The following is a 21,468-nucleotide window of genomic DNA, read 5'->3' on the forward strand; positions in this document are numbered from 1 at the left end:
CGAAAGGACGCATACAAAAAACTCATCAAACACAGTAGTAAATGCTTGTAGCTATAGCCGTCAAGGTTATAGGGACAAGTGAATAAGTGCACATGGTGGATGCCTTGGCGATTACAGGCGATGAAGGACGTAGAAGTCTGCGATAAGCTTCGGGGAGCTGACAAACGAGCATTGATCCGAAGATTTCCGAATGGGGAAACCCGGCCTTATAGGTCATCACTCACTGAATACATAGGTGTGTGAAGCGAACGCGGCGAACTGAAACATCTAAGTAGCTGCAGGAAAAGAAATCAACCGAGATTCCCAAAGTAGTGGCGAGCGAAATGGGAAGAGCCTGCATGTGATAGTCGGACTGGTAGTGGAACGCATTGGAAACTGCGGCCATAGCGGGTGATAGCCCCGTACGCGAAACCAGACCGGTGGTACTAAGCATGCGACAAGTAGGGCGGGACACGAGAAATCCTGTCTGAATATGGGGGGACCATCCTCCAAGGCTAAATACTCGTAATCGACCGATAGTGAACCAGTACCGTGAGGGAAAGGCGAAAAGAACCCCGGGAGGGGAGTGAAATAGATCCTGAAACCGTGTGCATACAAACAGTCGGAGCGGACTTGTTCCGTGACGGCGTACCTTTTGTATAATGGGTCAGCGACTTACATTCAGTAGCGAGGTTAACCATATAGGGGAGCCGCAGAGAAATCGAGTCCGAACAGGGCGCTAGTTGCTGGGTGTAGACCCGAAACCAAGTGATCTATCCATGGCCAGGTTGAAGGTGCGGTAACACGCACTGGAGGACCGAACCCACTAATGTTGAAAAATTAGGGGATGAGCTGTGGATAGGGGTGAAAGGCTAAACAAACTTGGAAATAGCTGGTTCTCTCCGAAAACTATTTAGGTAGTGCCTCAAGTATCACCATCGGGGGTAGAGCACTGTTATGGCTAGGGGGTCATCGCGACTTACCAAACCATTGCAAACTCCGAATACCGATGAGTGCGAGCTTGGGAGACAGACATCGGGTGCTAACGTCCGGTGTCAAGAGGGAAACAACCCAGACCGCCAGCTAAGGTCCCAAAGATTGGCTAAGTGGAAAACGAAGTGGGAAGGCTAAAACAGTCAGGATGTTGGCTTAGAAGCAGCCATCATTTAAAGAAAGCGTAATAGCTCACTGATCGAGTCGTCCTGCGCGGAAGATGTAACGGGGCTAAGCCAGTCACCGAAGCTGCGGATATGCATTTATGCATATGGTAGGAGAGCGTTCTGTAAGCCTGCGAAGGTGTCTTGTAAAGGATGCTGGAGGTATCAGAAGTGCGAATGCTGACATGAGTAGCGATAATGCGGGTGAAAAGCCCGCACGCCGTAAGCCCAAGGTTTCCTGTTCAACGTTCATCGGAGCAGGGTGAGTCGGCCCCTAAGGCGAGGCAGAGATGCGTAGCTGATGGGAAGCAGGTTAATATTCCTGCACCGTCGTATGATGCGATGGGGGGACGGATCGCGGAAGGTTGTCTGACTGTTGGAATAGTCAGTTTCTGGTTCATAGAAAGTGCTTAGGCAAATCCGGGCACATAATTCAAGGGGCTGGGACGAAGGATCATTGATCCTGTAGCAATCGGAAGTGGTTCCAAGAAAAGCCTCTAAGCTTCAGTCATACGAGACCGTACCGCAAACCGACACAGGTGGGCGAGATGAGTATTCTAAGGCGCTTGAGAGAACTCGGGAGAAGGAACTCGGCAAATTGGTACCGTAACTTCGGGAAAAGGTACGCCCCAGTAGCTTGACCACTTTACTGTGGAAGGGTGACAGGGTTGCAATAAAATGGTGGCTGCGACTGTTTAATAAAAACACAGCACTCTGCAAACACGAAAGTGGACGTATAGGGTGTGACGCCTGCCCGGTGCTGGAAGATTAAATGATGGGGTGCAAGCTCTTGATTGAAGTCCCAGTAAACGGCGGCCGTAACTATAACGGTCCTAAGGTAGCGAAATTCCTTGTCGGGTAAGTTCCGACCTGCACGAATGGCGTAACGATGGCCACACTGTCTCCTCCCGAGACTCAGCGAAGTTGAAGTGTTTGTGATGATGCAATCTACCCGCGGCTAGACGGAAAGACCCCATGAACCTTTACTGTAGCTTTGCATTGGACTTTGAACCAATCTGTGTAGGATAGGTGGGAGGCTTTGAAGCGGGGACGCCAGTTCTCGTGGAGCCAACCTTGAAATACCACCCTGGTTTGTTTGAGGTTCTAACCTTGGTCCGTTATCCGGATCGGGGACAGTGCATGGTAGGCAGTTTGACTGGGGCGGTCTCCTCCTAAAGTGTAACGGAGGAGTTCGAAGGTACGCTAGGTACGGTCGGACATCGTGCTAATAGTGCAATGGCATAAGCGTGCTTAACTGCGAGACCGACAAGTCGAGCAGGTACGAAAGTAGGACATAGTGATCCGGTGGTTCTGTATGGAAGGGCCATCGCTCAACGGATAAAAGGTACTCTGGGGATAACAGGCTGATTCCTCCCAAGAGTTCATATCGACGGGGGAGTTTGGCACCTCGATGTCGGCTCATCACATCCTGGGGCTGTAGCCGGTCCCAAGGGTATGGCTGTTCGCCATTTAAAGTGGTACGTGAGCTGGGTTTAAAACGTCGTGAGACAGTTTGGTCCCTATCTGCCGTGGGCGTTGGAAATTTGAAGGGGGCTGCTCCTAGTACGAGAGGACCGGAGTGGACGAACCTCTGGTGTACCGGTTGTCACGCCAGTGGCATTGCCGGGTAGCTAAGTTCGGAAGAGATAACCGCTGAAAGCATCTAAGCGGGAAACTTGCCTTAAGATGAGATTTCCCGGAGCCTTGAGCTCCTTGAAGGGTCGTTCGAGACCAGGACGTTGATAGGTCAGGTGTGGAAGTGCAGTAATGCATTAAGCTAACTGATACTAATTGCCCGTACGGCTTGTCCCTATAACCTTGACGGTTATGAACCAATAATGGTTCCTTGCATTTACTCTTTGATGAGATGTAGTTGAACACTACAACCCAACTTTACTTCTTCCGGATTGAGATCGATTGCTGCTCCATTGAGAGCAATCGATCGTACAAGTCATGCCTGATGACCATAGCAAGTCGGTCCCACCCCTTCCCATCCCGAACAGGACCGTGAAACGACTTTGCGCCGATGATAGTGCTGCAACCAGTGTGAAAGTAGGTTATCGTCAGGCTGTTATTCCGAGAGAAGCCCATTGCGTGAACGCAGTGGGCTTTTTTCATTTGCACTCATGCATTGCAATACGCCGCAGACTTCGCTCCAAGTCCCGGGTTTTTTTGCTCGGCCGGGCACTGCCCGACCTCGCTCCACGAACAGGACCGTGAAACGACTTTGCGCCGATGATAGTGCTGCAACCAGTGTGAAAGTAGGTTATCGTCAGGCTGTTATATAGAAAAACCCCGCTAGCGTGTGCTGGCGGGTTTTTTTGCTTTTGTTGCCATAAAACCGGTGACAGACACCGGTTTTTTGGGAACATTTCTCAAAAACTGGTGCCTATCCCTGATTTCCAGGAAATATTGCCTGAAAATTGGTGCCTGTCACCAGTTTTGAGGTAGCAGCGTCATCGCCTTGTCACGCCACGGCCATAGACTGCCTCTTTTTTCATTCGAAGAGGCCCTCATGAAGCTCCCGCGTCTTTCCCTGTTTTCGCTGGCTGTCATGCTGGCAGCCTGTGGTGGTAGCAACGATCCCCCCGCAGCCACCGTTCCCGCGAAGCCGCAGGTGAGCGGAGTATTGCTCGATGGGGCAGTCGAGGGCGCGGAGTACGTGGCTGGAACGTCTGCGCGGGCGAACACGGGCAGCAAGGGGGAATTTACTTGCGCCCAGGGGGATGCTGTCAACTTCACCCTTGGCGGTATGTCGCTTGGCACTGCGGCGTGCGCCGCGATGATCACGCCGCTGCAACTGGCCGGTACCAATGACATCAAGGACATCAAGGTCATCAACCGCCTGCTCGCGCTGCAGTTGCTGGACGAAGATGGCGATCCTGCGAATGGCATAAGGATCACGGCCACCACCCGAACTGCGCTGGCAGGCAAGAGCCTTGACTTCAATGCCACCACGGCGACCTTCGACAAGTCGCTGGCAACGTTGCTGGCTGCAGCGGGCAAGGAATACGCCGTCCGCACGATCGACGAAACCCGCCGCATGCTGGTACGCGAGCACTTCGAAGACACGCTGGCATCGAAACTCGATGCTCCGGCCGTCGAAAAATTCGCCCAGGGCCCCGTCGAAGTCAGCGTCACCCGCTACCAGATCCAGGCAGACAGCAAGTTCTACATCCCATATGAAGGCAGCAACGGCAAGGTGAAGGGAGACTTCCCGCTCGGCTTCCTGCCGTCATATGGCTCGTCGCTGGCCTTCAAGGGTATCAACGCCAACGGAGACCTGGAATTCTATGGCCTGACCGATCGCGGCCCGAACGGCGATGGACCGAACGTGCCATCGCCCAGCGGTTCAGGAGCGTCAGTCAGCAAGATTTTCCCGTCGCCGTCGTTCGCCCCCTCGATCGGGCTGATCACCGTGGGCAAGTCAGGCGCGGTGCTGAACTCGGCCATGCCGCTCAAGGTTTCCGCCGCAGTCAATGCCACTGGCCTGCCGATTCCGGTAGGCTCGCTCGGCAATTCAGCCGAAACCCCGGTGATGGACGCGATGAAGTTCGATGCCTTCGACAAGGCCAGATTCGATACGAACGGCATCGACAGCGAAGCCGTGGTGTTCGACAAGGCCCGCAATGCACTGTGGATTTCGGACGAGTACGGCCCCTTCATCGTCAAGGTCGATGCGGCCTCCGGCGTCATCCTGAACAAGTATGCCCCTGGCACCGGCTTGCCGAAGATCTTCGCCAAGCGCCGTGCCAATCGGGGAATGGAGGGCTTGACGCTGGATACCGCCACGGACAAGCTGCATGGTTTCCTGCAAAGTCCGCTGACCGATGGCAGCGCCACCTATTCCATCACAGGCAAGAGCGAGCAGGTCGAGCGCTTTGCGCGCTTCAACCGCTGGGTGGAGTTCGACCCGAAAACGGGCGCGACAACGAAGATGTATGCCTACCCGCTCGCTGCCTCCGACTACCAGGATGGCCGTACCGGCAATGCGAAACTGGGCGATGTGGTCGCGCTGGGCAATGGCAAGTTCATCGTCATCGAGCAGGGGGCCGACCATGCGGGCAAGGTCTTCAACAAACTGATGCTGGTTGAAATCGGTACAGCGACCGACATCGCCACCGCCGCGTTCAACGCCGACACGTCCGATCTCGAAAAGAGCTCGATGTCCGGTGCCCCGGTCAACGGCGCGGACTGGTCGAAGGTGGTGCCACTGAAAAAAACGCCGTTGCTCGACCTGAATGCGATCGGCTGGCTGGCCGAGAAGGCCGAAGGTCTTGCGATTGTCGACGGCAACACGCTGGCGATCGCCAACGACAACGACTTCGGCCTGAGAACCCGGATCTTTTCCCCATCCGGCGAAGCCATCGCGGATGCCGATGTCACCAAGTGCAACGTCGATGCTGTCGGCACGATCGTCACCGGCAGCGCACCTGGCTGCAATGCCGCCAATGCGATCCGGGTGGCACGCGGCACCGATGCGGAACGGCCGAGCCGCCTGTGGCTCCTGAAATTCGGCAAGCCGCTCAGCACCTATTAAGCTCGCAGGATACGGCCCGGTGTGTCACCCCGGGCCGTTGCGACCCGGCCGCTGACGCGTCAGGGAAGCACGCTCAGGCTCGGCGCGTTGCCCAGCTGCGTGACAACCACGGTAGTGTCGCCCGCTCTCACCAACGCCATTGGCGTACCTTCGAAGCTCTGCTCTCGCACCAGGTTCAAGTTGGTGTCATACCAGGTGACATTGCTGCGGGCGCCCGTGGCAGCCAGCGTCACCAGCGAACCATCGGCACGCCACTGTGCATCCATGAATGTCTTCCCGAGGTTTTTCACGATCATCAGGTCGACAGGGCTGAGGACGACGCCGCTGCCGATGACGATGCGCCCGCCGCCTCCGGATACCCTGATTGGCCCGCTCGTCCGCAACTCGCCGTGATACGGAGAGTCGCCGGCGCCGGAGATCTGGCCGGTCGCCTGGTCGATGGTTTCGTACATCAAGTCATTCGGCGACGTGTCGTCGCGGAAGAAGTACATCCGGGACTGGTTGGCGTTCCACTCGTAATGCCCCGAGTAGTAGTTCCAGTCTTTCGACGACGCCAGCGTGCCGGCCTTGTCGAACACGTAATGCGTTGCCCATGCGCCGGTTGGATCTTGCGCCAGCAGGTATTTACCGGCTGCCGCCAGGCCACGCACTGCGCCCGCCGTGGAAGCCAGTTTTCTTTCCACGGGATCTCCCGCCAGGTCGACATAGGTGATGCTGCCGGAGTCGTGGCCAAAGTAGAGACGATTGTGATCGGCTGAATAAGCCATCAAGGTCGGGGTTTCCTGCTGCCCCACCACGAGCGGCGCGATATAGGCCTGGCGCGACTTCGACCACCGGTAAACCCGCTTGTTGGCGACGCTCAGCAGGTAGACCGTGTCGCCGTTGTCCGCAAGAACCCGGTCCGGCATATAGGAGGGAATCACTGCCGTGTAATTGCAAGCCGTGCCGTTACCTTCTGCCGCGGCATGGCACGCCGCGTCATGCGGATAGGCGTCCACGGTCAAGCCCGTCGTGCTGTCCGTCGCACCATAGCCATTCAGGAAGGCATCGGGGAACCCATCGTTGTCGCTGTCGACGGCCGCCGTCTTATCCAAAGGGAATTTATCGGCCGTATTCGCATAGCCGTCGCCATCGCTGTCGTTGCTTGGCTTGTAGGCGACGAACGCAAGCTGGTCTGCCAGCCGGGTGACGAGGTAAGTCGTGCCGGCGCTGGCGGCAAGCGCCAGTACTTCGCCGTTGACGGGCAGCTCCTCAAGCTGGGCCAGCGCGCTGTCATAGCGGCGCAGCCGCCGGTCCGCCGTCAGCACCAGCAGTTCGTTATTCCCGATCCAGGCGGCATCGGCGAAAGTCTTGCCGATGTTGGCACTCCAGGTAAGCGATGGCGCGTCGTAGATGTCTCCGGTACCGAGAATGATTTTCGATCCCGCCTCGTTGGCGCGGATGGGGCCCGCGATATCGTATGACCCGTGATACGGCGTCTCGCCAGAGGACGTGATTTTCCCCGTTGCCTGATCGATCACTTCGAACATCAGGTCATTCGGCGTGTGATCCCGGAAGAAATACAGCCGCGCCTGGCCAGGTGCCCACTCGTAATGGCGGGAGTAATAATTCCAGTCCTTGCTGTCGGCCAGGGTGCCACGCTTGTCGAAGCTGGAGTGGGTCGCCCAGGCCCCGCTGCTGTCCTGCACGATCAGGAACTGGCCGGCGGCGGCCATTCCACCGATCGATTCCTTGACGGTGGCGAAGATGGCATTGTCCTGCTGCAGTGACTCGCTGTACGCGCGGATCTTTCCTGCGTCGTCGCCCACATACAGCTTGCCGTGCGCGGGAACGTAGGCATACGCGGCGGGGGTAAATCCTGCCATATCGACACGGCCGAGGAAATGGCGGGTTTTCAAGTCGTAGCTGTAGAGCCGTAGAGCGTCTTCCTCGGCGCTGAAGAATATCTTGCCTTCCGCATTGCCGACGATCCGCAGGCGAGATTTGACCAGTGTTCTCACGTAGCAGACGCCTCCGCTGGCATCCGATGCACTCGCGCATGCGGCATCCGCCGGTGCCACATCGTTTGCGTCCGCCACGCCATCCTTGTCGGTATCGATGATGGGCGCCAAAGGCGGGATAACGGCAGGCGTGCCAGATGCAGTGTCACCGCCCCCGCCGCCGCCACATGCTGCCACCAGGGATATCAAGGCAGCAAGGACGGGAAGTCGAATCAGGTTTTTTCTCATGGACCTAGTTGTGATTTTGTAATGTCATATTTTAAGTTATTGCCAATAAATAATGTTATTTAAGGAAAATTATTGTCTCTTTTCAGAACTTCTTCGCCATTGCAAGCGCATGGGCTGCCTGCATTGAACCGCGTGTGAACTGATCGTGTGCGCCCGTCCTGCGGGATCGCCGATAATGCGGCAGGAGAAAAACCATGATCGACTCGGACTACGACACCATGGACGTGAAGGGCGGCCGCCCCGTCAAGATGTGGACGCACGGCGTGCCGGTGGAGCCAGAGGCAAAGGAGCAGCTGGCGAACACGGCGAAGATGCCCTTTATTTACAAGCACATCGCCGTCATGCCCGATGTCCACCTGGGCAAGGGCTCGACGATCGGCAGCGTCATCCCCACGCTGGGCGCGGTCATTCCCGCCGCCGTGGGCGTCGACATCGGCTGCGGCATGATGGCTGCCAAGACCACGCTGGCCGCCAGTGACCTGCCGGACAACCTGGGCCCGCTGCGCAGTGCGATCGAAAAGGCGATTCCCCACGGCTTGTCGCCGAAGACGCGCGGCTTCAAGGGCCGCGACCAGGGCTCGTGGCAGGACCCGCCCTCCGCGGTGGATGCAGCATGGATGCAGTTGAAGGATGAGTTCGACGTTATCTGCGCCAAGACGCCCAAGCTGCGGCACACCAACAACTACAAGCACCTGGGCACGCTCGGTACCGGTAACCACTTCATTGAGGTCTGCCTCGACGAGGAGGGCGCCGTCTGGCTGATGCTGCACTCCGGTTCGCGCGGCGTAGGCAATGCGATCGGCACGCATTTCATCGAACTGGCGCAGCAGGATATGCGCACCCACCTGGCCAACCTGCCCGATCGCGACCTGGCCTATCTGAAGGAAGGCACGCAGCATTACGACGACTACGTGGAAGCCGTGGGGTGGGCGCAGAAGTTTGCCCGCATGAACCGCGAGGTGATGATGCAGAACCTGGTCAAGGCTGTTCGCACTGTGATCAAAAAGCCGTTCGAGACGCACGTGGAAGCCGTCAATTGCCATCACAACTATGTGCAGAAGGAACGGCACTTCGGCCAGGACGTGCTGGTGACGCGCAAGGGCGCGGTATCGGCCAGGGCCGGCGAACTGGGAATCATCCCCGGGTCGATGGGGGCGCGCAGCTACATCGTGCGCGGCAAGGGCAACGAAGAAAGCTTTACCAGTTGCAGCCACGGGGCTGGCCGTACGATGAGCCGCAGCGAGGCAAAGCGGCGTTTCACGCGCGAAGACCAGGCGCGCGCCACACAGGGTGTCGAGTGCCGCAAGGATGAAGGCGTGGTGGATGAGATCCCGATGGCCTACAAGGATATCGACGCCGTGATGCACGCGCAGCGCGACCTGGTCGAGGTGGTGCATACGTTGAAGCAGGTTGTCTGTGTAAAAGGCTGAGGTGCCACGATGATCGAGCTCGATGGAGGGGCGGGGGAAGGCGGAGGCCAGATCCTGCGGTCGTCGCTGACGCTGTCGATGATCACCGGGCAGCCGTTCAGGATCCGCAATATCCGCGCGAACCGGCCAAAGCCCGGATTGATGCGGCAGCACCTGATGGCGGTGCGCTCCGCCGCCACGATATGCGATGCGGAAGTCACCCACGCTGAAGTCGGCTCCACCGAGCTGGCGTTCACGCCTCGCTGCATCAAGGGAGGCGTCTATGAATTCGCCATCGGCACCGCGGGCAGTGCGACGCTGGTATTGCAGACGCTGATCCCGGCGCTGCTGCATGCGGACGTGCCATCGGTGGTCAAGGTCAGCGGCGGCACCCACAATCCAAAAGCGCCGCCCGCGCACTTTATCGAACATGCCTATGCGCGCATGTTGCGGGAAATGGGCGCCCAGGTCGACTTCGAATTGAAGCGCTTCGGCTTCTATCCGAATGGTGGCGGGGAAGTGTGTGCGGCCATCTGGCCCTGCACGCAATTGCGTCAATTGCATTTGCCCGAGCGCGGCACATTGCGCGAGGGGCGGGCCGAAGCCTACGTTGCCGCGCTCCCGCTATCGGTTGCGCAGCGCGAACTCGAAAGCATCGGCAAGGCGCTGCACTGGCGCGACGACCAGTTGTTCTCGCATCCGCTGGCCAACGATCAGGGGCCGGGCAACGCCGTATTGATCATCCTGGAAAGCGAGCACGTGACGGAAGTGTTTTCATCGGTGGGCGAGAAGCGCCGCCGTGCCGAGGATGTGGCTGGCGACGCGGCGCTGGAGGCCAAGCGTTACCTGGTGTCCGGTGCAGCTGTGGGGGAGCACCTGGGCGACCAGCTGATGCTGCCGCTCGCACTGGCCGGTGGCGGCAGTTATACGGTCGATCATGTGTCGCAGCATGCGATCACCAACGCGGAAGTCATTGCGCAATTCCTGCCTGTGCACGTGACGTTCGAAGCGGCGGAAGGCTACAGCCTGTGCACGATCGCTGCCCGGAAACCACGCTGACCGCGCTTTGCCAGGCTCATGGCCTGCGCCGGATGTCTTCCAGGCCTGTCCCCGGGCCCGCACTATAGCTTGCGCAGCCGGCCAAACGGCGCCCAAGATGCGTGGATGGCTTAGAACAAATACTGGGCGCTGAAGCCGGCCTGCCAATTGCGACCAGGCGCCGCCTCGTAATAGCGCTTGTTCGTGTCCCCGACGATCACTGAACCGACATAGCCCTTGTCGAGCAGGTTGTTCAGGCGGATGAACTCCTTCAAACGCCAGCCGCCGATCGGTTGCATGGCCGTGAAGCGCAGGTTGAGCAAGCCATAGCCCGGTGCCGCTTTTTCCCGGTTCGTGTCTTCGGCATAGACCTTGCCATTGGCGAGTGCTTCGAGCGCCGCGCCATAGCGGCCGCCGTCATCCTTCCAGGCCAGCTCGCCATAAGCCGTGGTGCGTGCGACGCCCGGCAGGCGGCTGCCTTCGGCGACACTGCCGAACGCCTGGTCGTAGACCGCGCGCAAGTTGGTGAGTGCGGCACGGGCCGCGAACCCGCCGGCCCAGGATGCATCGACCGATACTTCGATCCCCTGGCGCAGTGTCTTGCTGGCGTTGCGGTAGCTCGTCCGGCCGCCGCTGGAAGCATCCACCACCACCTCGTCGCGCGTGCGGACTTCGAACAGTGCTACATCCACGCGTGCGTTTTCGGCCAGCCGGATTTTCGTGCCGGCTTCCACGTGCGTGCTGCGCGCGGGGCGCAGGTTGTAGTTGAAGCCGTCGGCTGTGCCGGAGTAGAACAATTCATTCAGCGTTGGCGTTTCAAAACCGCGCGCGGCGCTGACATACACGTTGAGGTCGGGCGTTACCTTGTACAGCGCGCCCAGCACAGGTGTGGTGCGCGTGAACGTGAGGTCGCCGCTGTCATTGCCGTTCGAAAGGTAGCGGTCGTCCACCTCCACTTTTATCTGGCTGTGCCGCACGCCCGCCGTCAGCCGCCATGGGCCGCTCTGCCATTCGGTCTGCACGTATGGATCGACGTTGGAGACCACGTCCTCTTCTTCGCGCCGCAGGGCGCCCTTGACGCCGAACTGGGCGCCCGCAAAGTTCTCATAGCCTTTACGGTCATCCGTCGAGCGGTCGTAATCGAGGCCAATGGTGGTGCGCAGCACGCCCTGGTCGAAACGCCGCACATCGGTCCAGTTGATGGCCGCGCCGTAGAAATCGCGGTCGAAGTCGATGACGCCGCCGGAGTGCGTGGCGGGCGCCTGGAAACCGCGCGAGAAGGATTGGTATTGCACCACTTCGCGATTGCCCCCATATGCCATCAGATGCAGGCGGTTCTCGCCGAAGTACACGTCGTAACTGGCGCCGGCCTGGTTGTGGTCGATGCTTTTGCGGGTGTCGTAGCGCTCCGCATAGGTGCGCTTCGGAGATGCGGTATCGGTCGGGTCGATCTCGCCGGCGCGCGGGTCGCGCTCGTAGGTAGCCCACTGCACGCCGAGCGGATCTTCCGTATCCTTCTGGCGCAGGCTGCTGGCGACCAGTGTCAGCTTGCTGCGGGAATCCGGCGCAACGGTCAGCTTGGCGAATTGCTGGTCGCGGCGCGCGGCACTATGGTCGCGATAGCCGTCGGTATCGAACCGGGAAACATCGACGACATAGCCGATCTGGCCCGCGCGCCCCTGGGTGCTGAGATCGATCTTGCGCTGGCCATCGCTGCCGGCCATCATCGACATCTCGACGGATGCGGGATCGCGGCCTTCTTCGGTGAACAGCTGGATGACGCCACCCGAGTGATTTCCATACAGTGCAGAGAACGGGCCGCGTAGTACTTCGATACGCTGGGCCCGATCCAGGTTGAAGGTGGCTGCCTGACCCTGGCCATCCGGCATGGTTGCTGGAATGCCGTCAGCAATCAGGCGCACCCCACGCACGCCAAATGCGGAACGGGCACCAAAGCCGCGCGAAGAAATCTGCAAATCCTGCGCATAATTCTGACGGTTCTGGACCACCAGTCCCGGTATCGCTACCAGCGATTCGGAAGCGTTGACACGCAATTGGGCATCGCGGATCCGGGCGGCGTCGATGACGTCGATCGCGGCAGGAAGTTCGAAACTGGCATGTTCAATGCGGCTGGCGGTAATGACGACCACGTCGGCCAGCGGTTCGGCCGCGGTAGCGCAGGCGGAATAGGCCGCACACAAGGTGGCGGTGATCTTCAATAAGGAAGGTTTTCGCATGGATGAGCTCGCAATAGTTGTCAGCACTATACCGTGCGGAGAAAAAAAGCGTCGCTGGGCTTGCCGGGCGATTCGCCGTTTGCTATAGTTCTGTCCCTGCCGCAACGTAGAGTGAAAACGAAACGATGCGAAAGGTGGTTTGAATCGCTAGCGAAACATTGCGAAACAAACCGAGGGGTTGACGAGCTGCACGAAACACCGCATAATCTCATCTCTCTGCTGCTGACAAACACAACGATTTGTCGCCGGGTCGAACGAAAGTTCACCGGGTCCGCAGCAAGCCCGAAGTTGAAATACTTGGGCAGAATTCTTTAACAATCAACAGTCGATAAGTGTGGGCGTTTGATGCGATGTGCCTCCGGATTTCGGTCCGGAATGCTCAAAATATAGCAACAAACGCTTACACAAGTAATAAACGTAATCATCTTCGGATGATTCGTCAGTTATTTGAGTGAGTGACCATGTCGGAAACGACATAAAACAGAGATTAAACTGAAGAGTTTGATCCTGGCTCAGATTGAACGCTGGCGGCATGCTTTACACATGCAAGTCGAACGGCAGCACGGGCTTCGGCCTGGTGGCGAGTGGCGAACGGGTGAGTAATATATCGGAACGTGCCCAAGAGTGGGGGATAACGTAGCGAAAGTTACGCTAATACCGCATACGATCTATGGATGAAAGTGGGGGATCGCAAGACCTCATGCTCCTGGAGCGGCCGATATCTGATTAGCTAGTTGGTGAGGTAAAGGCTCACCAAGGCGACGATCAGTAGCTGGTCTGAGAGGACGACCAGCCACACTGGAACTGAGACACGGTCCAGACTCCTACGGGAGGCAGCAGTGGGGAATTTTGGACAATGGGGGCAACCCTGATCCAGCAATGCCGCGTGAGTGAAGAAGGCCTTCGGGTTGTAAAGCTCTTTTGTCAGGGAAGAAAAGGGTACGGCTAATATCCGTGCCTCATGACGGTACCTGAAGAATAAGCACCGGCTAACTACGTGCCAGCAGCCGCGGTAATACGTAGGGTGCAAGCGTTAATCGGAATTACTGGGCGTAAAGCGTGCGCAGGCGGTTTTGTAAGTCTGTTGTGAAATCCCCGGGCTTAACCTGGGAATGGCAATGGAGACTGCAAGGCTAGAGTTTGGCAGAGGGGGGTAGAATTCCACGTGTAGCAGTGAAATGCGTAGAGATGTGGAGGAACACCGATGGCGAAGGCAGCCCCCTGGGTCAAGACTGACGCTCATGCACGAAAGCGTGGGGAGCAAACAGGATTAGATACCCTGGTAGTCCACGCCCTAAACGATGTCTACTAGTTGTTGGGTCTTAATTGACTTAGTAACGCAGCTAACGCGTGAAGTAGACCGCCTGGGGAGTACGGTCGCAAGATTAAAACTCAAAGGAATTGACGGGGACCCGCACAAGCGGTGGATGATGTGGATTAATTCGATGCAACGCGAAAAACCTTACCTACCCTTGACATGTCAGGAATCCTGGAGAGATCCGGGAGTGCCCGAAAGGGAACCTGAACACAGGTGCTGCATGGCTGTCGTCAGCTCGTGTCGTGAGATGTTGGGTTAAGTCCCGCAACGAGCGCAACCCTTGTCATTAGTTGCTACGAAAGAGCACTCTAATGAGACTGCCGGTGACAAACCGGAGGAAGGTGGGGATGACGTCAAGTCCTCATGGCCCTTATGGGTAGGGCTTCACACGTCATACAATGGTACATACAGAGGGCCGCCAACCCGCGAGGGGGAGCTAATCCCAGAAAGTGTATCGTAGTCCGGATTGTAGTCTGCAACTCGACTGCATGAAGTTGGAATCGCTAGTAATCGCGGATCAGCATGTCGCGGTGAATACGTTCCCGGGTCTTGTACACACCGCCCGTCACACCATGGGAGCGGGTTTTACCAGAAGTAGGTAGCTTAACCGCAAGGAGGGCGCTTACCACGGTAGGATTCGTGACTGGGGTGAAGTCGTAACAAGGTAGCCGTATCGGAAGGTGCGGCTGGATCACCTCCTTTCTAGAGTCGGCACGGATCGCAAGATCGTGCATCAAACGCTCACACTTATCGACTGTCGAATGAAGAAGAAACAGTAGCACCGCTAGATACGCAAGTATCAATAATGCGGGTCTGTAGCTCAGCTGGTTAGAGCACCGTGTTGATAACGCGGGGGTCGTTGGTTCGAGCCCAACCAGACCCACCAAGTATCAAGCCCAGGGGGATTAGCTCAGCTGGGAGAGCACCTGCTTTGCAAGCAGGGGGTCGTCGGTTCGATCCCGTCATCCTCCACCAAAAGCTTAAACGTAAGCGTGACGAGTTCACTTTTATGTTTAGTCTTTTAGAGACTACTGCTGTTTCGTTCTTTAACAATCTGGAAGAAGTAAAGTTTTATTAAGCGTGCGAGACATCGCACACTTAGGGTAGTGTCCGAAAGGACGCATACAAAAACTCATCAAACACAGTAGTAAATGCTTGTAGCTATAGCCGTCAAGGTTATAGGGACAAGTGAATAAGTGCACATGGTGGATGCCTTGGCGATTACAGGCGATGAAGGACGTAGAAGTCTGCGATAAGCTTCGGGGAGCTGACAAACGAGCATTGATCCGAAGATTTCCGAATGGGGAAACCCGGCCTTATAGGTCATCACTCACTGAATACATAGGTGTGTGAAGCGAACGCGGCGAACTGAAACATCTAAGTAGCTGCAGGAAAAGAAATCAACCGAGATTCCCAAAGTAGTGGCGAGCGAAATGGGAAGAGCCTGCATGTGATAGTCGGACTGGTAGTGGAACGCATTGGAAACTGCGGCCATAGCGGGTGATAGCCCCGTACGCGAAATCAGACCGGTGGTACTAAGCATGCGACAAGTAGGGCGGGACACGAGAAATCCTGTCTGAATATGGGGGGACCATCCTCCAAGGCTAAATACTCGTAATCGACCGATAGTGAACCAGTACCGTGAGGGAAAGGCGAAAAGAACCCCGGGAGGGGAGTGAAATAGATCCTGAAACCGTGTGCATACAAACAGTCGGAGCGGACTTGTTCCGTGACGGCGTACCTTTTGTATAATGGGTCAGCGACTTACATTCAGTAGCGAGGTTAACCGAATAGGGGAGCCGCAGAGAAATCGAGTCCGAACAGGGCGTTAGTTGCTGGGTGTAGACCCGAAACCAAGTGATCTATCCATGGCCAGGTTGAAGGTGCGGTAACACGCACTGGAGGACCGAACCCACTAATGTTGAAAAATTAGGGGATGAGCTGTGGATAGGGGTGAAAGGCTAAACAAACTTGGAAATAGCTGGTTCTCTCCGAAAACTATTTAGGTAGTGCCTCAAGTATCACCATCGGGGGTAGAGCACTGTTATGGCTAGGGGGTCATCGCGACTTACCAAACCATTGCAAACTCCGAATACCGATGAGTGCGAGCTTGGGAGACAGACATCGGGTGCTAACGTCCGGTGTCAAGAGGGAAACAACCCAGACCGCCAGCTAAGGTCCCAAAGATTGGCTAAGTGGAAAACGAAGTGGGAAGGCTAAAACAGTCAGGATGTTGGCTTAGAAGCAGCCATCATTTAAAGAAAGCGTAATAGCTCACTGATCGAGTCGTCCTGCGCGGAAGATGTAACGGGGCTAAGCCAGTCACCGAAGCTGCGGATATATTTCTCGTAATTTATTACTTGATCTATATGGTAGGAGAGCGTTCTGTAAGCCTGCGAAGGTGTCTTGTAAAGGATGCTGGAGGTATCAGAAGTGCGAATGCTGACATGAGTAGCGATAATGCGGGTGAAAAGCCCGCACGCCGTAAGCCCAAGGTTTCCTGTTCAACGTTCATCGGAGCAGGGTGAGTCGGCCCCTAAGGCGAGGCAGAGATGCGTAGCTGATGGGAAGCAGGTTAATATTCCTGCACCGTCGTATGATGCGATGGGGGGACGGATCGCGGAAGGTTGTCTGACTGTTGGAATAGTCAGTTTCTGGTTCATAGAAGGTGCTTAGGCAAATCCGGGCACATAATTCAAGGGACTGGGACGAAGGATCATTGATCCTGTAGCAATCGGAAGTGGTTCCAAGAAAAGCCTCTAAGCTTCAGTCATACGAGACCGTACCGCAAACCGACACAGGTGGGCGAGATGAGTATTCTAAGGCGCTTGAGAGAACTCGGGAGAAGGAACTCGGCAAATTGGTACCGTAACTTCGGGAAAAGGTACGCCCCAGTAGCTTGACTGCTTTACTGCAGAAGGGTGACAGGGTTGCAATAAAATGGTGGCTGCGACTGTTTAATAAAAACACAGCACTCTGCAAACACGAAAGTGGACGTATAGGGTGTGACGCCTGCCCGGTGCTGGAAGATTAAATGATGGGGTGCAAGCTCTTGATTGAAGTCCCAGTAAACGGCGGCCGTAACTATAACGGTCCTAAGGTAGCGAAATTCCTTGTCGGGTAAGTTCCGACCTGCACGAATGGCGTAACGATGGCCACACTGTCTCCTCCCGAGACTCAGCGAAGTTGAAGTGTTTGTGATGATGCAATCTACCCGCGGCTAGACGGAAAGACCCCATGAACCTTTACTGTAGCTTTGCATTGGACTTTGAACCAATCTGTGTAGGATAGGTGGGAGGCTTTGAAGCGGGGACGCCAGTTCTCGTGGAGCCAACCTTGAAATACCACCCTGGTTTGTTTGAGGTTCTAACCTTGGTCCGTTATCCGGATCGGGGACAGTGCATGGTAGGCAGTTTGACTGGGGCGGTCTCCTCCTAAAGTGTAACGGAGGAGTTCGAAGGTACGCTAGGTACGGTCGGACATCGTGCTAATAGTGCAATGGCATAAGCGTGCTTAACTGCGAGACCGACAAGTCGAGCAGGTACGAAAGTAGGACATAGTGATCCGGTGGTTCTGTATGGAAGGGCCATCGCTCAACGGATAAAAGGTACTCTGGGGATAACAGGCTGATTCCTCCCAAGAGTTCATATCGACGGGGGAGTTTGGCACCTCGATGTCGGCTCATCACATCCTGGGGCTGTAGCCGGTCCCAAGGGTATGGCTGTTCGCCATTTAAAGTGGTACGTGAGCTGGGTTTAAAACGTCGTGAGACAGTTTGGTCCCTATCTGCCGTGGGCGTTGGAAATTTGAAGGGGGCTGCTCCTAGTACGAGAGGACCGGAGTGGACGAACCTCTGGTGTACCGGTTGTCACGCCAGTGGCATTGCCGGGTAGCTAAGTTCGGAAGAGATAACCGCTGAAAGCATCTAAGCGGGAAACTTGCCTTAAGATGAGATTTCCCGGAGCCTTGAGCTCCTTGAAGGGTCGTTCGAGACCAGGACGTTGATAGGTCAGGTGTGGAAGTGCAGTAATGCATTAAGCTAACTGATACTAATTGCCCGTACGGCTTGTCCCTATAACCTTGACGGTTATGAATCAATGATGATTCCTTGCATTTACTCTTTGATGAGATGTAGTTAAACACTACAACCCAACTTTACTTCTTCCGGATTGAGCAGTGGCGTTGCCCCATAGGGAACGGCACTGCGTACAAGTCATGCCTGATGACCATAGCAAGTCGGTCCCACCCCTTCCCATCCCGAACAGGACCGTGAAACGACTTTGCGCCGATGATAGTGCTGCAACCAGTGTGAAAGTAGGTTATCGTCAGGCTGTTATTCCGAGAGAAGCCCATTGCGTGAACGCAGTGGGCTTTTTTCATTTGCGCTCATGCTTTGCAGTACGCCGCAGACTTGGCTCCGGCGCCCTGGTTTTAGTCCTGCGCCGGGCACTGCCAAAGGTAGCGCCGATTGCTCCGCCCAGCACTGCTGGACGTCGCTACTGCATCCAGTGTGAAAGTTGGTTTAATCAGGCTGTTACATAGAAAAACCCCGCTAGCGTGTGCTGGCGGGGTTTTTTGCTTTGGCTGCTCGAAAACACATTACCGATCTGTTGTCGTATTTTTGCCGCCGAACCTTACTTTTCCGCAGATGATGTATAAGATCAATTTCACTGATCTTATTTACGGTAAGCTCTGCTTTTTCCCAAACTGAGGAATCAGCATGGCCCGAAAACTCCTTGCCGCAGCCGCCGCTGTGGTTACATCGTTTGCCTGCGCTGCAGAGTCCACAATGAATGCATCGAGCGCAGGAGTGAAAGGTGCTCTGGAGGCTGAATCCATCGGGCTGTTGTCTGCCGAGAGTATGCTTCTGCGTACCGGAAAATGCGGTGCCTGCACGGTGCCGAAGCAGGGGCTGTGGTATTTCGAAAACGATCTGATTGCCGTACCGGGCAAGGGCGCGGCAGTGTCGGGCTTTAGCCGTGGGGTGGACAGGAAGAGCGATGTCGGCAATTGGGCTGCCGGGCCGGGGGTGGAAAAGCTGGCCTATCCATCATTGGTCTGGATCGGTGCGCCAAGTATCCTCGAGGGGGCGGTGATGCTGCCTGGCGCGGGGCGTGTTCGTACCAATGCCGGCATTGAACTCGACATCAAGCTGGTGCCGAAGATTTCCACGAACCTTTCCTACGCCAACGGTGCTACTGCCGACTATTTTGCAGGGCGCGAGGTGCGCATGCGCGGTGCAATCGAGAGGGCGGGCGAAAAAGAGGTCTTCGTTGCCCGTACGATCTGGCCAAGCGATTTCGCTTTCGAACCAGCCAAACTGCAAAGCAAGCCACTCCGAGAGCCATCGGAGCTGGCTGCGTTCGTGCGTGAACCGATCAAGGAGACACGCGGGATCGAAACGCGCCTGTTATGGGAACGGCATCCCGGCCAGGCTCGCGATTGGAAACAGAAGCCCGTGCTGGGCTTCGTCCTGAATGGTGCCCAGGGCGATGACGATGAATCGCTGGGCGGGCATTTTGCTGTTGCTACCGGCCGTGTCGGTGACCGCGGCGAATGGTCGGACTGGGCCGTCAACAATTTCTATAACCTGGATTCGGTCAGCGAAAAAGGCATCGTGGCGGCAACGCTCCCGATGGACAATTACCTGATGGACCTGAACAGTGGCCAGAAATACTATCGTCCATCCTGGATGCTGGTTGCGGTCCTGAACAACCAGCGTACCGCGGCGGCCTTCCAGGGCGGCGTCCAGCGCGTTTTCAACCAGCTCTACCGCCACGATTTCCTATACCGGCATGCCAGTGCGAACTGTGCCGGTATCAGTGTCGACGTATTTGATTCGCTCGGCTGGAAAATCCCAAAGCGCGGCCCAACGGCACCACTGAAATCGCTTGCGGCCTATGCCTATATCGCGGCCAAGGATGGCAGCTTGCAGAGTGGCCGTAAAATTTACGACTATTTGAATGAGGAGCAAACCCGGCTCTTGCCGGCGGTCGCGTTCGAGGCCGCAGGGCTGGATCTGCTGGAGATCGTTGGCGCCAAAGGTACACAGCGGACCTTGACCGCATACGAGCAGCAACTTCGGAGCGATATCGACGCCATCTTCCTGGTGCGGATTCCGCAAACGCCATCGAGCCGTGTCACCGGTTCAGCGCCGGTATTCTCGTTTGACGAGTTCCAGTCGCGCGTTCCGGAAAACCAGGCCGACTGGAAAATCGTGCCAGTCGCACCCCGCCCATTCCCTGACGCGCTGCGCGACCCCTCCACCGTGGCAGAGCCGGAACCGTCACCAATCCCGTTGCCCATCGCTGCCATTGGCGCTTTCGGCGTACTCGGAACACTCCTCCTGTGGCGGCGCAGGGCAACGTTGAAAGCCGCCCGCAAAAAGGCTGTCCCGGCACCGGAAGAACTGGTGCAATAACTTCCTGTGAAGAACATCGGAAGCATTGACGAGTGAATGTTTCCGATCGGTGGGATTGGCCAGCGCGGTTTCCTGGGGCGTGGTCCAGCCGACAAGAGCGTGCACATCCGCACGAGACGGCTGGCAGTGTGTCCTGCCGGGTTAGATGCTTCGCACAGCATGTACGCGGCGGGAAACTCCGCACATAACTGGCAAGCTCACTCGGCATCGCTGGCTGAAAACTTAAGCCCGCCACGCGGCGCAGCCCGTCCCGATGGCGCGGCGTGAACCTCGACCTGCGCGCAGCCATGCCTTACTGGAATCAGGCCCGCGATCCCGCGCAGTCGCGATACCGCCGCAGGCCAGCTCCTCGAGCCAGGTTTGCAGGTCTGTCAAGCCGGCCGCAATGTTCTCGCCATCCTTCTCCTCGCGCTTGCGTGTCTGCCCGACAATGGCAGCGCGGCTTCCGGTGAACGATCGCTTCTGCCACCCATCGCAGCGCCTCGTCATTGAGGAGCGAGGGCTGGGCTGCGCGCACCAGATAGAACCCCAAGCCATGTTTGCAGGGAACTCATGGTTTGGGCAGGAGCACTCGAAGGCAGGGTTACCAATGTCGATCTGCTCCGGCAGGGCAGCTTGCCGCCGTCTCGGCATTCACCCCCCAGGCGTTGCCGTTCAGGCCGGCCACATCCATTTTGCCGGCCGCAAGTTGCGTCCCTGCTTTGACAGACGCGGCGCCGGAAGAAAGTGCCAGGATCTGTTTGGATTTCAGCGTGAAATGGCTGCACTGTTCTTCGCGCAAGCGGAATCGTTGAGTTGCTCAGCAAAATGTCGTTGAAGAATACCCGCAGTTTTATTGTTAGAAAATCATTCCCATCGATGAACGTAAAATAATCGACCGGGAAGTTCTTGCAGAGCTCGCGGAGCTTTGCTATAGTTCTGTCCCTCGCAGCAACGCGCTGACACGAAAGTGAAGCAAGCAAGTTGAAGCGGGGCAAAAAAGAAGCTTGACGAATCGCACGAAACACTCGATAATCTTGCCTCTCTGCTGCTGACAAACACAACGATTTGTCTACGGGTTGATCCCGAAATGCAGAACCGCTGAAAAGCGAAGAATTCTTTAACAATCAACAGTCGATAAGTGTGGGCGTTTGATGTGATG

General features: G+C 56.7%; 7 protein-coding genes, 2 tRNA genes and 5 rRNA genes. 11 read left to right on the forward strand and 3 right to left on the reverse strand.

Translation table 11 applies throughout. The features are described 5' to 3' along the window. Nucleotides 1-72: 72 nt before the first annotated feature. The 3 genes from EWM63_RS14555 (at nt 73) to EWM63_RS14565 (ending at nt 5,676) form a co-directional block, all read left to right on the forward strand. Nucleotides 73-2,948 (forward strand): 23S ribosomal RNA (locus EWM63_RS14555). Between the two features lie 144 nt (nt 2,949-3,092). Beyond that, a 5S ribosomal RNA gene (rrf, locus tag EWM63_RS14560) occupies nt 3,093-3,205 on the forward strand. Between the two features lie 446 nt (nt 3,206-3,651). Then, complete coding sequence (locus tag EWM63_RS14565; protein ID WP_130187177.1) at nt 3,652-5,676, forward strand: esterase-like activity of phytase family protein; 2,025 nt, start codon at nt 3,652-3,654, stop codon at nt 5,674-5,676. Between the two features lie 59 nt (nt 5,677-5,735). Here the strand turns inward: EWM63_RS14565 and EWM63_RS14570 are convergent, their stop codons facing one another. Continuing rightward, entirely contained in the window at nt 5,736-7,904 is a 2,169-nt protein-coding gene (locus EWM63_RS14570) for a hypothetical protein (RefSeq protein WP_130187178.1), read from the reverse strand. 194 nt (nt 7,905-8,098) lie between these two features. On the opposite strand from EWM63_RS14570, the gene EWM63_RS14575 reads away from it, so the two are divergent. Both EWM63_RS14575 and rtcA read left to right on the forward strand, forming a co-directional pair. Next, nucleotides 8,099-9,334 (forward strand): RtcB family protein, encoded by a 1,236-nt coding sequence (locus EWM63_RS14575; RefSeq protein WP_207221290.1) that lies wholly within the window; start codon nt 8,099-8,101, stop codon nt 9,332-9,334. Nucleotides 9,335-9,343: 9 nt separating this feature from the next. Further along, entirely contained in the window at nt 9,344-10,372 is a 1,029-nt protein-coding gene (gene rtcA / locus EWM63_RS14580) for an RNA 3'-terminal phosphate cyclase (protein WP_130187179.1), read from the forward strand. Nucleotides 10,373-10,482: 110 nt separating this feature from the next. On the opposite strand, the gene EWM63_RS14585 is transcribed toward rtcA, so the two are convergent. Further along, nucleotides 10,483-12,588: a TonB-dependent receptor family protein gene (locus EWM63_RS14585; protein WP_130187180.1), complete on the reverse strand. Its 2,106-nt coding sequence runs from the start codon at nt 12,586-12,588 to the stop codon at nt 10,483-10,485. A gap of 489 nt (nt 12,589-13,077) precedes the next feature. On the opposite strand from EWM63_RS14585, the gene EWM63_RS14590 reads away from it, so the two are divergent. From EWM63_RS14590 to EWM63_RS14615, 6 genes are all read left to right on the forward strand, one after another. Beyond that, nucleotides 13,078-14,608: ribosomal RNA gene (locus tag EWM63_RS14590) — 16S ribosomal RNA — on the forward strand. Nucleotides 14,609-14,715: 107 nt separating this feature from the next. Further along, nucleotides 14,716-14,792 (forward strand) — tRNA-Ile (locus EWM63_RS14595). Between the two features lie 13 nt (nt 14,793-14,805). Further along, nucleotides 14,806-14,881 (forward strand) — tRNA-Ala (locus EWM63_RS14600). 207 nt (nt 14,882-15,088) lie between these two features. Further along, a 23S ribosomal RNA gene (locus EWM63_RS14605) occupies nt 15,089-17,980 on the forward strand. Nucleotides 17,981-18,124: 144 nt separating this feature from the next. Continuing rightward, nucleotides 18,125-18,237: ribosomal RNA gene (gene rrf, locus EWM63_RS14610) — 5S ribosomal RNA — on the forward strand. Together the 16S, 23S and 5S rRNA genes with 2 tRNA genes alongside form the textbook arrangement of a ribosomal RNA operon. Nucleotides 18,238-18,626: 389 nt before the next feature. Then, complete coding sequence (locus tag EWM63_RS14615; protein WP_130187181.1) at nt 18,627-20,327, forward strand: hypothetical protein; 1,701 nt, start codon at nt 18,627-18,629, stop codon at nt 20,325-20,327. Nucleotides 20,328-20,910: 583 nt separating this feature from the next. Here the strand turns inward: EWM63_RS14615 and EWM63_RS14620 are convergent. After that, nucleotides 20,911-21,108, reverse strand: a complete 198-nt coding sequence (locus tag EWM63_RS14620; protein ID WP_130187182.1) for a hypothetical protein — start codon at nt 21,106-21,108, stop codon at nt 20,911-20,913. Nucleotides 21,109-21,468: the final 360 nt, after the last annotated feature.

The organism is Pseudoduganella lutea (assembly GCF_004209755.1).
Lineage (GTDB): Bacteria > Pseudomonadota > Gammaproteobacteria > Burkholderiales > Burkholderiaceae_D > Rugamonas > Rugamonas lutea.

Bases quoted from the DNA above. Each gene is read 5' to 3' on its own strand.
- EWM63_RS14570 (WP_130187178.1), bottom strand. From the start codon at position 7,904: ATGAGAAAAAACCTGATTCGACTTCCCGTCCTTGCTGCCTTGATATCC.
- EWM63_RS14615 (WP_130187181.1), top strand. From the start codon at position 18,627: ATGGCCCGAAAACTCCTTGCCGCAGCCGCCGCTGTGGTTACATCGTTT.
- EWM63_RS14585 (WP_130187180.1), bottom strand. From the start codon at position 12,588: ATGCGAAAACCTTCCTTATTGAAGATCACCGCCACCTTGTGTGCGGCC.
- EWM63_RS14565 (WP_130187177.1), top strand. From the start codon at position 3,652: ATGAAGCTCCCGCGTCTTTCCCTGTTTTCGCTGGCTGTCATGCTGGCA.
- rtcA (WP_130187179.1), top strand. From the start codon at position 9,344: ATGATCGAGCTCGATGGAGGGGCGGGGGAAGGCGGAGGCCAGATCCTG.
- EWM63_RS14575 (WP_207221290.1), top strand. From the start codon at position 8,099: ATGATCGACTCGGACTACGACACCATGGACGTGAAGGGCGGCCGCCCC.